The sequence below is a fragment of the Chryseobacterium sp. 22532 genome (assembly GCF_052044665.1).
GTDB classification, from domain to species: Bacteria; Bacteroidota; Bacteroidia; order Flavobacteriales; family Weeksellaceae; genus Chryseobacterium; species Chryseobacterium lathyri.
In genome coordinates this window covers 121720-137213 of sequence record NZ_JBQENJ010000002.1, presented here as the reverse complement: position 1 = coordinate 137213, position 15494 = coordinate 121720, and the positions used below count along the sequence as shown (strand labels likewise).

Sequence of the window (15494 nt, the reverse complement as noted above, 5' to 3'; positions counted from 1 at the left end):
AATAATTATAGTTTAATCGGGACAAGTTTGTGTACTCATGCATTGCCAGCTAAAATTGATTCCGCCATCAATTGAAGTATAAACTTTCAGGCAATTATTTGTTGTGTCATATACCATCATTCCTTCTACAAAATCTGCCGGAGCAATTCCTACAGGATTTCCTGAACCGTCAAATGGTACTCTGTTTATTACAAACCCTTTAGTTTTAGATTCCAAAACCAACCATGCTCCTTTACGAACCATCGGCCAGTTGTCAGGATCATTTGCCCCAGCTCTGCTTAGAGATGTAATTCCCGCCTTGCTGTCCAGAGCTGCACCGGAAGTAATTCCAGGTTTATAACAATATGATGTACTACAGTCGTTAACAACAACGCTGACAGGAGGAGATGTTCTGCTTCCGTTGCTGTCTGTTACAATCACATAATAATAATTGGTTACCGGAACAGAAGATGCCGGCGGCGTATAACTTTCAGATGTGGCTCCAGCAATCATTGTCCCTCCAACATTACTGTTAGTTGCATTACTGTACCATTGGTAAGTAAGTGTACCTGTACCTGTTGCTGAAACTGCAATGTCTGCAGGTGCTGCATTTGTACATACCGTTTGGCTATCAGGAGTGAGATATTTAATAACAGGCGGCTGAGGAGTAATACTTGCCGTACACATCGCTATTAAGGTACCGTTATATCCACCCGCTCCATTTATAGTTAAGGTCGTAAAAGCGTTCGGTGCACTTATTTTAAAGATTCCTCCACCGCCTCCTGCTTCAACAGGAGCCGCAGACCCAGAGTTTATTGTATTACCCGTAATAGTAGAATAACAAGAGTTATCAGAAAAAACCGATACCGCTCCGCCATTGGAATTGAAAATAAAGTTTTCATTCCCCAGTCCACCTGTAGCAGATAATACCAAAATCAAATCATTAACAGGTTTATTAAAATTAAAGGTTACAGACCATGCCGAAGCTGCTGTAGCAGCACCATATGAGCCGCTACCAACCCATAAAGATCCGGCATTAACATTGATGGCTCCATAACAGCTGCTATAACTAGGGCCATAGGTTGTTACTGAACCAGAAGATACTGTAGTTACCTGCACTCCGTTTACAGTTATCACTCCATTAGGAGGTATATTGGCAGTACCTGAACATGTAATTGGAAAAGTAACATGAAGCCTGTAATCTTCAATCTCACCACGATATGCATTTACTGCATAGGCACCTGTAGTCAGGCCGTCTCCAACAGCTCTTTCATCATAAGCAGTGGTAACTGTATTGTCAGCAAGAATACCATCTGATAACCTCAGGCGTAAATATACATCTGAAGCTGCTATATTAGCAGTATTAGTTCCTGCCCATGTAAGGATAGCAGTTCCATTTACAGTATTAGTAGGAACTGAAACAGATGCAACTTCCTTGCTTTCAAACACACTATTATTATTGATATCGATCCAGCCATATAATACTTTTGCTGTTCCTATAACGTTCGTTACTTTTACTGGTAAAGAAAATGCTGTTCCTCTTATTACTTCATGTGCACTAGGATCTATTCCATCTTCGTCCAGTCCGTCACCGTTAGTTGTGTTGTTATCAGTATCTGCCGTTACACTTTGTGCAGAAGGTTCTATGTCCGGAGTTGTTCCTATCTGCAGTGCTATACTTGAAATTTGTCTTGCAGGGATCAAAACCGCACCCGGTTTTTCATAACTCACAGGAACATCCCCATAATCCAAATCGGTAGTTACCGAAATGGTATAGTCCTCAATCTCACCATTATATATCACAGGACTGGCTGCATATTCTCCTGTAATAAGGCCATCAGCAAGTGCTCTTTCATCTACCAATAGACCGGGAGCACCTGTAACAAAATCGGTAAGGGTTCCTTCTGATATACGTAAGCGCATATATAATTGGCTTGGATTTCCAACAATATTAGTAGCTGTTGTTACCCAGTTCAAAACTACACTTCCCTGATTGGTTCCAGCAGGAACAGATACTGTAGCAGCTTCTGAGGCTTCAAAGCTTCCATTGTTGTTAAAATCTATCCAGCCAAATAAAGTTTTTGCAGCGCTTGTACTGTTTGTTGCTGTAATATTTAAACTATAACCGCCACCAGATACTATAGGTCCCGGTACAGCTCCGTCTTCATCGTCCTGTCCATTGGTGTCATCTCCCAAAGCATTACCTGCCTGTATTTGTTTTACAGACTCATAATCTGCAGGATTATTACCAAGATACAGTCCCTGGCTGGAAGCCTGTCTTGCAGGAGCCACAACACTGGTTCGGCTTGTTTCATAAGAAACCGGAGCAGCATCTCCATAATCTAAATCAGTAATTACTGGTAAAAGATAATCTTCCACCTCACCACCATAGGCTATACCATAAAGGCCTGTACTTAAGCCATCTCCTATAGAACGTTCATCTACCAATGCACCTGGTACCCCTGTAATGAAATCACTCATAGAAAGATTTTCAGATACACGCAGACGCATATATACCTTAGTAACTCCCACAGGAATAGTATTGGTATTAGTTCCTGTCCATAAAAGTGTTGCTGTTTGTTGAGACGCAGAAGTTGGCATTGAAACTGAAGCTAACTCAGAAGATTCAAATCTTCCATTATTATTAATATCAATCCATCCATATAGCGTTTTGGCAGCACCTGTATTATTCAGTATACTCACTTTGGAATAGTAGTTAATTCCCTTATAAACAGGCATTACTGAAGCAATACCATCTTCATCCGTACCGTCACCGTTGGTTCCGTTATTATCAGCATAAGCAGCTACAGAGTTTGGAACAGATTCAATATCTACTGTATTACCCAATCTTAAGGTAGAAGACGAAGCCTGACGTGCGGGCTGGTATACAGGTACTGCATCCCTTGTATATTCGTACAAACTAGCAGGTACATCACCATAATCATATAAGTTACTCACCAGAAACTGATAATCTTCAATTTCTCCTTCATCAACACCCTGTCCAAAACTTCGTGTATCTATCAATACAGCATTAGCACTGTTACTATTTGTAAGAGCAGTACCCGAAAGACGTAATCTTACATAAGTTTTTCCTGCTGATACTACAGAAGCAGATGCATTAGTGGAATTCCAGGTCAGAGTAAAGTTACTTGTTGTACCCGCTGTTACAGATGCAGAAACTGTTGCTGCTTCATTTCCGTTAAATATACCGTCTCCGTTAATGTCAATCCATGCATATAGGTTCTTCGTACCAGTAACTGTGGTATTGATAGGTACGGTTAATGTAAAAGGAGCACCGCTTGTAATAGTTTGAGGGGTAACTATCCCATCTTCATCTGCACCGTCTCCATTAGTCCCGTTATTATCAGCTCCCGGAGCTACTGCATTATTAGTAAGCTCATAGTCAATTGTCGAACCAATAGTAAGCTCAGGTATTATGCTGTTGGTGTGAGATGCAGGAATTCCATTTTCATAACTTCCCGGTACATCACCATAATCTCTTGTTATTGTCAATTGATAATCTTCTGTTTCTCCTAAAGATGCAGAAGCATATACCCCTGTGCTCAATCCGTCTGCAATAGCTCTTTCATCCACTACAGCTGCATTAGTGCCTGTGGTAAGATCTGAAATCGTTACTTCTGCATTTGGTTGTATCAATCTCAATCTCATATACACTTTTCCAGTCGAAGCCGCAATGGTGTTAACTTGAGCCGCCGTAAAGCTTATATTCGCTGATACAGCATTATTGGCAACTGATGCTGTAGCAAACTCACTTCCTTCAAATCTCTCATTGTTATTGAAATCAATCCAGGCGTATAAAGTAGCTGCAGCACCTGTTGTATTATTTACTCCTACGGTGTATGTATTTACAGCATTTGTGCGGATACGCAACTGATCCTGAGAAAGGCCATCGTCAGAAGCTCCATCACCATTTGGGGCATTGTTATCTGTTCCAGAAGCTACAGAAGCTGGGCCTTGTTCCAGCGTGTAAAACATTCCTAAAAACAATGCATCTGTTGCAGAATTTCTTGCAGGTTTAAAATTAGCAGGATTTCCCAACCCATCTTTATCCATTTCATAGCTTTCCGGAGCGTCTCCAAAATCCAAATCTCTAATTACCGCAAAACGATAGTCTTCTACTTCTCCATTGGCTGGAGTAGTATAAATACCTGTATTAGCAGCGTCAGCAATTGAACGTTCATCTACAGCTGTTGTAGCAGTATTATCTGTACCTGCAGTCTGCGTCAGCCTGATCCTTACATACAGATTATTGATCCCGTTCGGAACTGTATTCGTCTGTGTTCCTCTAAACCAAAATGTTTTTATAGAAGTACCTACAGCGACAGACTGATAACCTGTAACCGTACCTGTTGCCAGTGTATAAGCAACTTCATTGGCTTCAAATTTTCCGTTGTTGTTAAAATCGATCCATGCAATAACAGACGAAGCAGTCTGAGCTGTAACCGGTACTGAAAAACTAAATGGAGCCGCCTTTGTAATGACAGGAAGGGCTCCGGAAAGGCCATCTTCATCAATGCCATCTCCATTGGTTCCATTATTATCATTACCAGCTGTAACACTCTGCGCAGTCTGCTCGTTATCTATAACAGAACCAATCGTATATTGAGAGGTAGTAATCTGTCTTGCAGGATATGCCACCCCCGCATTATTGATCTCATAAGAAGCCGGAGCATCTCCAAAATCATACAGATCTACCGGGAGTTGATAATCTTCAACCTCTCCAAATGCTATTAATGAGGAATTAGTAGATACAGTAGCTGATGTTGCTCCATTCCCAACACTTCTTTCATCAATCAATGCCCCTCCACTTGCAGCTGTAGTAAAATCTAATAAATTTAAATTAGAAAGCCTCAACCTTAAATAGATCTTCGTAGCTCCTGATGCAGCGGCTGCAGTTTGAGCAGCGCTCCATGTAAGGGTTACATTAGTTGCACTTACTGCTGTTATGCTTGTCGGAGTTGCAGATGCAATCTCATTTAACTGGAAATGTCCGTCTCCGTTAAGATCCAGCCAGCCATATAAATATTTAGTCCCTGTTAAGGTAGAAGGAATGCTTACGGGTACTGTAATACTGTATGCCACCCCACGGCTTACACTTGTTAAAGTTGTAATACCATCTTCATCTGTACCATCTCCATTTGTTCCGTTGTTGTCTGCTCCTGCAGCAATGCTGTTCGGAGCATTTTCTATATCCCAAATTGTTCCTATGCTAAATCCTGAAAGTGGAGCATGCATTGCTGGCAAAGGATTTCCGTCTTTGTCATTTTCATAAGTGGATGGCGCATCTCCGTAATCAAAAGTGTCAACTACTTCAATCTGATAATCTTCAACTTCGCCATTTGCTACGGTAGGATAATCAGCTGCATTCACTGTGCTTGCAGCCCCATTTCCGATACTTCTTTCATCAACGAGCGCTCCTCCAGAAGCTGCTGTAGTAAAATCAGCCAGCGAGCGGTCTGAAAGTCTCAGTCTCATATACAGCTTTGTTACGCCGGTTACCAAGGTTGCTGTTTTAGCAGCAGACCATGTAAGTGTTTGTGTCGTAGAGCCTGTAGCCGTGAATGTTATAAATGCATCAGATAATTCACCTGCCTGAAAAAGACCATCATTATTGAAATCGATCCAGCCATATAAATATTTTGTTCCGGACGGATTGGTTACCGGAACACTTAAAGTATATGGTACTCCCTTTCTGATTTGGTTTGCTGAAACAGTAATTGCATCTTCATCAGAACCGTCTCCATTGCTTCCGTTGTTATCGGCTCCCGAAGAAACACTGCTGGGAGCAAGTTCCAGATCAGGAACAATACTTCCCAGGGCTAAACCCGATAATAGTGTGTGTGTAGCAGGTACATATACCCCATCTTTTGTATTGTCATAACTTATCGGTACATCCCCATAGTCATAGATTGCTGAAGCAAGGCCCGACCAGCTTGTGGCAACCGTAATTCCATCAATATCTAAAGCAGGTGCATTGGCCGCAATACCCTGATAAAGCTGCACTGCTGAGAATGAAGCGGTATCTGCCAGGGTTCCGGTATGCAAAATATCTGCACTTCCCGGTTCTGAAGCTGTAGATGGGTTTACATACAGTTTAACAATATCGTTGGTAGTTCCTGTTACCTGTTCGTATTTCAGAACAATTCTGATATTGGTATTGAAAGGTCTTTCAGTAGATTCATATTCTACGGTCCCAGTTCCTGCGGAAGTAGTTCTCAATACTCCAAAGCTAAATCCGGCCCCGTTGCTACGGATATAAAGTCTTGCTATAGAAGTCGTAGTATTTCCGAGTGAAAGGAAAAAATCTCCTGTACTTTGTGCTGCCGTAACATTAACAACAGCACTGGTATAAATCGCAGGAGTAGTTGCATTTAATACCGCACTTGTAAATGTACGGTAAACATCTTGTCCTGTTGCTGTTAAAGATACCTTATTCCCAAAATTATTGGCAATGGTTCCCGGATAAGCCAAATTCCCGGCAGATACGGTAGCACTGGGTGAGCCAGCTGCCAATTGAATCCAGTTGGCCGTTGTAAGTATTGTCCCGGAAGTATAATTAAAACTCTCGGTCAGCAGATTTTGTGACTTTATGGTGGTAAAACCACCTAATGTCATCAAAACAAACCATGCCAACCTGAGATTATGCTTCTGGAAAAAATTGATTTTTGGTTTCATAAAAATTAGTATTAATAGATAATATTTTAAAGCTTAAATTGCTTTTAATGAAAGAGTTACGCTAATATTAACAACTCTTGACATTGTAAGTTGCCCAACTAGATTTCATTTTTCTTCATTCTTTAATGTGCTTTTAATTGTTAGTATTAATAATTTATTGTTTCACAGGGATCTTAAGCTTATGAAGTTCATTTTTTAATATTTAATCATCAGTACTCCCTTTCCCGAGATACGGTATAGGCCTCCTTCCGGTAATGTCTTGTCTGTCTGTGCCAGTAATTCACTGTCATACACAGGACAGCCTTCTATAATGGCAGGGGTAATATCAGCAGCCTTTTTAATTATATGAAGCTCTGCAAAAGCTGGTTTACCGGTGAACTCCGAGCGGTCTATGGTTTTCAATACACCATTGGCATCCGCAACCACAACCCTATCATTTGGATTGGTACTGATATAGTCCGGGCGCTGGGAAGCCTGCAGAGTTTGCCATGCTGCGAGTGGACCATACCCTAATGCATCTATACGGACCCCTCCTAATATCAGATCTAATCTTTGGGTGGGATTCCTGTAAAATGAATCTCCATTAGGATCTGCACCAAGAGCCCAGTTCCCTTTTTCATCCATAATAGCACGGTAAGCATTTCCTGCATTTGAGGCTGCACTGCCATCACTGTTGGCTCCTGAAGTTCCCAGCCATATCTCTCCTCCTACAGAGGTATACTTTCCTGTTCTTAGAACTATCCCGGCACGTTGTTGGGTAATTAAGCTTCCACCACCATAAGCACTGCTTGACGTTGAGGTATGTCCTTCAAAGGCAGTGATTGAAGTTCCGTTTGGTCTTGCCGTCCTGGCTCCGATACTCCCGCCAGAGATGATATTGCGGTGCACAATTGCCTGTGCATTGTTGGTCGTGGCTAAACTATAGTTAACATCCAGATCGGTGTTAGCCTGAAAAGTGATCTTATCATCAAGCTGATTCGCACCAATCACTATATCACTGGGAGAATATCCGATCCCGATTCTACCTTTTGGAGTGATAATGAGATCATCCAATACCTGAACTGCATTTGGAGCAGCTCCCACGGGATTATCTTTTACAGCATCAATGTGAAAGGTCCCGATGCCCTGATTGGTTCCTACGGCCACATTTCCTTTCTGGTAAATATCTTGGGTGTTGAGTGTGGCCTCGGTACTGCTTGCCCGAACCATCCAGGGTTCTGTTGTACTTCCACTACCTGCTCCTTTGACTTTCTGCCATAATGTACCATCGAAGTAATAATAACCCGGGGAGTCAATATAGGTTCTGGGAGTATTGGTATCTCCACCCGCAATATCAGTAATATAGATAAGAGCAGCTGTCTGGTCTGTTCCGTATACTGCTGTACTGGCTGTAAGTTCCGCTCTCGTAAGGCGTGGAGCCTGTAAACCTATTGATTGGGTATTGTCTGTGATATTCCCGGAGCTATCTCTCTTGGCACTTACATCCAGTGTTGTTTTCGGATTCTCAGTATGGATACCCACTTGCCCTGAGACCATACCAAAAGCCATATAAGCAATGGATAGGTATATTTTTTTCATTTTTTTATGTTTTTGTTATTTTGTTGAGTATTTATTTCTATAATCTTTTACTTAGTACCAGCAGCCATAGTGCTTGCTTGCTATTACTGTTGCAAGCCATTTCTAGCTAAAACCTTTTTACAGGTCTGAGCTTATTTCCGGTTCTATTTCAGAGAAATGACCGCTTTCAAGATTTTAAAAGACATAGAATTGTGTTATGCCAAATTCTCAGCTACAATTAAGAATAATGCACCTGATGTTCTTATTTGTTTTTTGAGAATCCTGTGAAAATGGTAAGGCAATCAAGACTTCTGCATGCCTGAAATATGGCTCGATGGAGGTGGCCGTATTACAGAAAAAGAATATAATATCCTGTTCTTGTATTGTTCCGATAGTTTTTCGGGTGATAATTTGCAGGAAAAAGTAAAATCTTTATCCTGTTGAACTCCTGTTTGGAAGTAAACCAACAAAGTAGGATTGTGAACAGGAACCGAAATAAGGCAACTCCCCTTTTTGAAAGATGTAAAATGCTGATCCGGCCCGGTAGAAAAATTACATGAAGGAACTTCGGCTATTTTATTTTTTTTAACTTCCGGTTCAGGAGAATGTTTTTTCTCTGTTTTAATATTTGAGCTAGTGGATTTGGGTGCAGGCACTTCAATTTGTGCTGCCAGATGTAATGTGTCATTTGCAGTGAGAACTTCTGAAAAATTCTCAGCTGTCCTGGCTTCTGCCTTTTGACAAATGAAAGTTCTGTTTTCTACAATGATTGTTGTTCCCTCTCCTATGTAGATCTGTCCAAAAATATTATTGCAACAAAAAAACCACAGTAAAACTGTAAACAATTTTCTCTCTATAAGGAGCTTTTGGTATTTACTCCATTTTATTTGTGTTGCTTTCATCATTTGGTTAGTGGAAAAAGGAGTCTTATCTAGACTACTTTTCTCATCAACTCATTTAAAATAGGACACCTTATAAAAAAGATCAATAAAATGAATATCTAAAAGATCATTTTCACATTTCAGGGTTTCGAGATCTTTTAATCAATTCTATTGATAAAGAATTTGAACATAAGTAAAATGAATTCAGCTTGATCAAATTTCAATTTAATGGTGTAATTAATTAGGAATTAATATCATTTAATTAATTAATAAACAATATTTTATGTAAATATTTATTGATCAAATTATTAGGAATAAAGGATTATTATTTCTGAATTCATTACAACTAATAATGCTTCCGCACCAAATACGTACGTAGATTTGCTGACATTAAAACATGCTTTATTAACACAAAATTCATGTTCAATAAGTAGTCTAGATAAGACTCCTTTTTATCGTAATTTCGTTGAACATTAACATTAAATTTATTTTCAACGATGGATTATTACTACTTTCTTTCTCCTTGTACAACATCTCAATTTTGTGGTATAGACCTTAGGCTCACAGATGAAACCCTGAAAATCAATTATCTCTTTCATCTTTCTTTACGAATTGGCAGTGAAGAATGGGATATAGAAAAGCAGCGCCCTAAAAATATCTATCTGAAAAAATATAAGTTATTGAATGCTAAGCTAGACAGGATAAAAATTCTTATAACTGAAAGCATTAAGGAAAGAATAAAGAAAAAGAAGATCCTTACCCAAAAGATCCTGGCATCACAGATCAAAAAGTACTGCTATCAAAAAGAAACAGAGCATCAGGAAAACAATTTATTGTTCTATGTGAAAGAATATATCGGGAAAAAGAACGGACTGATCTGCCATTCAACCATGAAGCGGTATAAGGTTTTTCTGCGTCTTCTGGAACGCTTTGAAGGCTACACCACTCAAAGAATCCTGATTGAGAATGTGAATTCTGAGTTTGTAAAAGATTTTCTACAATTCGGAAAAAAAGAAGAGTATTGCGAAAGTACACTTCACAGGACCGTATACTTTGTCAGAACGATTCTCAACTTCGCGGCAAGAAAAGGTATACGAACATATACCGAAGAATTAGTAGTGAAAAAATTTGCCCCACAGGGAACGATAATGACTCTTTCTGAACAGGAACTTAATAAAATAGAGGAAATGGAAGTACCAGAGGAACTCCAGGATGCCAAAGGATGGCTAATTATCAGCTGCTATACCGGACAAAGAATTTCAGATTTCATGAATTTTTCCAGGGAACAACTTCAGTTTATCGATGGAAAGCTATGCTTATCATTTTTTCAAAAAAAAACAAAAAAGCATATACTACTCCCACTTCATCCGAATATCAGAAAAGTGATGGAACAATATCAGGACAATTTTCCCAAATATTTGTCACCTCACCTTTATAATAGCCAGATAAAGGAAATTGCAAAACTTTCCGGTCTCAATGAGGTTCTGAGAACAAGAAAAAGACGGGGATTTAGAAGTCAGATTGAAAATGCAGAAAAATGGGAGGTTTTGACGAGCCATATTGGAAGAAGAAGCTTTGCGACCAATTTTTATGGAAAGATTCCAACTCCCTTATTAATGCGCGCAACAGGCCATGCAACAGAACAAATGTTTCTCAATTATATCAATTACCAACAACAGGTGATTTCGCTAAGTGAGCACTTTGAAAGGTTAGCAGGATAATCTGATCATACATTATGGAAATTTTTTAGGTGATGATATTGAAATTAATATGATTCGGATCCTTTTATAGATGTTATTACTTCTTATCATCTTAGATACTATTGATATTGTATGGTTTTATAGGCATCGATGATTTATATAAAAAGACCAATGCATGATGATAATGAAGCGATAGCAGGTCTGGCAAAGAACATGGGCATGGTCTTCTTCTTCCTTACGAGGTTTGGTGCGGGCGCCACGATGTATGCAAGGAGACAGGTGATCAACGTGGCCTATAAAGTTATGAACGATGCCAATTTTCATACCCTGCCAAGTGAGATAAGGACCGTTATCACCCATCTTACCAGCGAGGCGAAGATTGCCGTAGCAACCTTTAAATCCAAGTTAAGAGACCTTGATCTTGAGAAGAAGAATCTTTTCAACGGTTTTGTAACCTTGAATTCTGACCTGCAAAAGGCTTTCCACGCAGAATTTTCTAAGATGAGCACCGTCAATCTCACATTGCTTAACAATGCCGTAGCCCGTTGGAGCAGTATGTATAACAGATAGGAAGATCTTGGATATATTGATAAAGCAGGATAGAGTAGATTCAATTGTGAAATATTATACCGGAGCTACACTAATAAGCCGTGAGAAAAAATTCTGCACGGCATATTTTATGAATCTAACTAAGTTTTTTTTGGATAAATTGTCTATTTATTATTTCAAATATTTTTCTTTCAAAACTGTAATCTCTCTTGGTCCGATTCCCATTTCGACCTGAAAAAAATTTTCAACACTTCCGTATTTTTTGTTAATAGCTGCGAAAAAGTTTCTTATTAATTCAGGTCTCAGTTCCATTTGCTGTTTGATTTCTGTTTCTGTCATTCCCGACATTTTGGATAGTCCGGAATACATGGTTTTCATGGTCGGATTTTTGGCTAAATAAAAATTAGAAGCGACGTAATCGTTTTCAATTATATCTTGCGGAACACCCAGAATTTTCAAAAATAACGCTGAAGCCATTCCTGTTCTATCTCGACCGCCTGTACAATGAAAAAGCAATGCTTCATCTGGTTTTAATGTTAATAATTGAACAAATAAAGCTCTGTATCTTTCCCCGAAATATGGAATGCCGCCATCGCCATACATATCAAAAAGGAAGTTTTTATCTTTCAGGAATTTTGCCATATCCTGAGCAGTCGGAAGATTATTACTACCTGCCGGACAAAGAATATAACTTGTATTTTCAGGAAGCCTGTCCTGTGCTTTTTTAGCTTCTTCAACACCCCTGAAATCCACAACAGTAACTATTTTTTTAGCCTTAAAAGTTTTTAAATCTTTATCGGTAAGTTTGTCGATGGCATCACTTCTGAAAACTTTCCCCAAAACTACTTCTTTTCCATCGGTTGTTTTGTAACCTCCTGTATCTCTGAAATTATATGCTCTCTCCATCTTTACCACTCTGCGAAGACTGTCTTTAATTTGTGCGTTTGCTGTTGCTCCAAAAGTTGCAATCGCCAATGTTAATACTATTTTTTTCATAAATAAAATTTTTAAAATATTTGCCAGCGAACTCCCAATTGTCCTCTGCTTCCGTACCATTCGTTTGATGTTACTCTTTTTTTGTTGTCGCCCATGTAAAGCCTTAAGCTTTCGTTGCTCAGATTATTTAATTCAATGAATAACTTCACTTTTTTACTGATGTCATAACTCGCGGAAAAATCAATGGTAAAATTTTTATCAGACCAGATATAATAATTAGGACCTAAATTTTGATTGATCGTTTCAACGGATTTTCCTCTGTAATTTCCTGCAAGCCGGACCATTATTTTATTGCTTTCATAATAAAGAATTGCATTGAAAAGGTTTTTAGACTGATTCGGAAGCGTGGTTTTATCAAAATACTGAACTCCATTTGCCGTTCTCGGAACATCAACGCTTGAATCGATGAATGTATAATTAAATTCAACTCCAAAACCGCTCCAGAATCCCGGTAAAAAATCAAGACGTTTATTGATTCCCATCTCAAATCCTAACAAATTGGAATCCTGAAGATTTTTTGCCTGAGTGACCATATAATCAGTTCCGTTAAGATTCATAATAGAGGTGTCTGAAAATACAATATCTGAGATTTTTTTGTAAAAGACACCTCCTGAAAGAATACCTATATTGTTGAAATAATATTCACCCATCAAGTCAAAATTATGACTGAAAGTCGGCTGCAGATCTGGATTTCCTCTTGTAATTCTGTTCGGGTTTGAAGTATTGTCAATGCTCGATCCCGGAGACATATCTCCGAAATTCGGTCTGATAAATGATCTGGTGTAAGCAAACCTCAGACTTGCCTTTGGTGAAAAACTATAACGTAAATGAAGCATCGGAAGAAAAGCATTATAGTTACTTTCCACAATTGATTCACTGATTACTGTTGTGACAGGAGTACCTTCTTTAGTTGCCTTTGCTCCGTTTAGAGTTAATCTTGTGGCTTCATTTCTGAAACCTCCGATGATTTTGAACTTATCACTTGCTTTGATTTCAGCCATTGCGTACGCTGCAAAGACACTTTCTTCTCCTGTGTAAACACTTGTTGCATTGGCTTCTGCATTTGAAAAATCTTTAAAACCATTCTGCTGCAAAAATTCTGGAGAATACATCTGGAAAAGCTGATCTTTTGTCGGCGGATTCATGATGTACTGGCTGTAATCTCCGTTCATTCCGTTGAGAAAAGCGGTTCCTTTTGGAGCATCGGTCGTGGTAAGCTGAGAAAGAGTAAGAAGAGATGTCGTTGTCGGTACAAAGACAGCATTATATCCATAGCTACTATTTCTGTCCTTTTCACGATATTTTGCACCAATTTTTAATGAGATATTCGGATTTATATCATATTTTAAATTAACTCTGGCGATTTTATCTCTTTCATTATTATCCAGTTTTGAAATAACCAATTGAGAAAGCAATAATTTATCAGGGCGCATTACTTCATTCGGATTGGCTGTGTCAGAGCTGTAATCCAGATACTCCCCTCCTATTCCGTTGGGTGAATCGAAGCTCCAATACCGTTTTCCGTCGCTAGAAAGATTGGTAAATCCTCCCGTTATTTTTTGTCTGAAGGTCGCAATCGGAAGTCCTTTAATATCATTTGTCGGCGGAGTATCAAGAAAATATTTTGCCTGATAATCGCTTAGCATCCAGTCGATATTTAATTTTGAAGAAATGCTGTGCTCACCGCCCAACTCCATTCCGTATAATTCTGTCTGATAATGAGAATATCTGAAATTGTACTGATAACGGCTGTTGGTATAATCTACATAAGATTCGTAAACCGGACGAATATCATCAAACTTATTGAACATTCCACGGAAATAAATTTTATTATTGGCATTAAATTTATATTCCAGTCCACCATTCAGACCGATCGTTCTTCTCGTTCCCATGTATCGTTTCATCATAATCGTGCTGATGGATTTTTTTTGAACATCATTTGCTGAACCTGTATTGTAAGTCACATCAAATGAATCTGCTCCCCATTGTCTGTCCCAAATAGCACCCGACAAAATCACTCCCAATTTATTTTTGAAAAAACGGTCTCCGTAAACAATTGAGCCATTATACGTTGCGTTTTGAGAGAAAGTATTATACCCTCCCGCTCCGCTTACACTTAATGTTTTCTTTGCAGGAGCAGTTCTCGTAATAAAATTAATACTTCCGCCGATCGCATCACCGTCCATATCGGGTGTAACGGCTTTTGAAACCTGTACAAACTGAATCAGTTCGGAAGGAATAACATCCAGAACGAAAGATCTGTTTCCTAAAACATTCGCACTTGGAAGACGATTTCCGTTGAACAATGCAGAAGTCCACGCAAAAGGAGTCCCGCGAACGGTCGCCTGATCTGCTTCACCGTGATACCTTGCAACAGCCACTCCCTGAACTCTTTGTACAGCTTCCGCTGCATTTCTATCCGGAAGTTTTCCAATCGCATCGGCAGCAATAACTTCCATGATGGCATTGTTATTTTTCTTGATTTCATAAGCTTTTGCCTGGGTCAAAGCGTTTGGTCTTGAAATTACGACCTGCTCAATATCTTTTACTTCATCCTTGTTTTTCTTTTCTTCGGGAGCAATGGTAATATAACCGATATCGTTTGTTCCTTCTTTTATCGTAACCGGGAAGATTTTTGTTTCATAGCCGATATACTCAACTTTAATATTTATTTCTCCTAATTTGGGTGAAAGAAGATTAAAATCTCCGTCTAATGACGAAACAGCTTTAGCCTCGGCATCTACAATCGAAATGTTAGCTCCCGGAAGCGCTCCGTTTGTTTTGCCGACCACAGTACCTTTAATAGTCTGTGCATGAATGGTTCCCAAAGAAGCCATCAGGAAAAATGCAGAAATCTGTATGATCCGAGATTTTTGTTTTGAAAAACCAATAGAATTATTCATAGGAATTTTTTTGTGACAAAATTGGGCGAATCGAAACCCACATTCGTCCAGAAGAAAAAACCATATTCAGACAACGTGTCACTCGTTAGATCGGTACTATTAAACCATTAATTTTCAGCAACTTAAAATAATTAAATTATTTGTTATTTATTTATGAACCCAATATTAAATCGGAAATTCAATTTTTAATAGATAAATAATAGACTCCTGAATGATACAATGAAGATTTTGCA

At 39.0% G+C, this 15494-nt stretch carries 7 protein-coding genes; 2 read left to right on the top strand and 5 right to left on the bottom strand.

What is annotated here, in order from left to right; genetic code table 11:
* Nucleotides 1-12: 12 nt before the first annotated feature.
* From ACTJIV_RS04860 to ACTJIV_RS04850, 3 genes are all read right to left on the bottom strand, one after another.
* On the bottom strand, nt 13-6675 hold the full coding sequence (locus ACTJIV_RS04860; RefSeq protein WP_440625960.1) for a GEVED domain-containing protein: 6663 nt from the start codon (nt 6673-6675) through the stop codon (nt 13-15).
* Between the two features lie 195 nt (nt 6676-6870).
* Nucleotides 6871-8253 carry a hypothetical protein gene (locus ACTJIV_RS04855; RefSeq protein ID WP_440625958.1) on the bottom strand — a complete coding sequence of 461 codons (1383 nt, stop codon included), beginning with the start codon at nt 8251-8253 and terminating at the stop codon, nt 6871-6873.
* A 281-nt stretch (nt 8254-8534) separates the two neighbouring features.
* Entirely contained in the window at nt 8535-9137 is a 603-nt protein-coding gene (locus ACTJIV_RS04850) for a hypothetical protein (protein ID WP_440625956.1), read from the bottom strand.
* 473 nt (nt 9138-9610) lie between these two features.
* Here ACTJIV_RS04850 and ACTJIV_RS04845 point away from each other — a divergent pair, with 473 nt between their 5' ends.
* Nucleotides 9611-10834 (top strand): tyrosine-type recombinase/integrase, encoded by a 1224-nt coding sequence (locus ACTJIV_RS04845; protein WP_440625955.1) that lies wholly within the window; start codon nt 9611-9613, stop codon nt 10832-10834.
* 198 nt (nt 10835-11032) lie between these two features.
* On the top strand, nt 11033-11383 hold the full coding sequence (locus tag ACTJIV_RS04840) for a hypothetical protein (protein ID WP_440625953.1): 351 nt from the start codon (nt 11033-11035) through the stop codon (nt 11381-11383).
* A gap of 150 nt (nt 11384-11533) precedes the next feature.
* Here the strand turns inward: ACTJIV_RS04840 and ACTJIV_RS04835 are convergent, their stop codons facing one another.
* Both ACTJIV_RS04835 and ACTJIV_RS04830 read right to left on the bottom strand, forming a co-directional pair.
* Nucleotides 11534-12358, bottom strand: coding sequence for a tyrosine-protein phosphatase (locus tag ACTJIV_RS04835; protein WP_336379590.1), 825 nt, complete (start codon nt 12356-12358; stop codon nt 11534-11536).
* Between the two features lie 11 nt (nt 12359-12369).
* A complete protein-coding gene (locus tag ACTJIV_RS04830) occupies nt 12370-15261 on the bottom strand; it encodes a TonB-dependent receptor (RefSeq protein WP_440625952.1) in 2892 nt (963 codons plus the stop codon).
* Between the last annotated feature and the right edge of the window lie 233 nt (nt 15262-15494).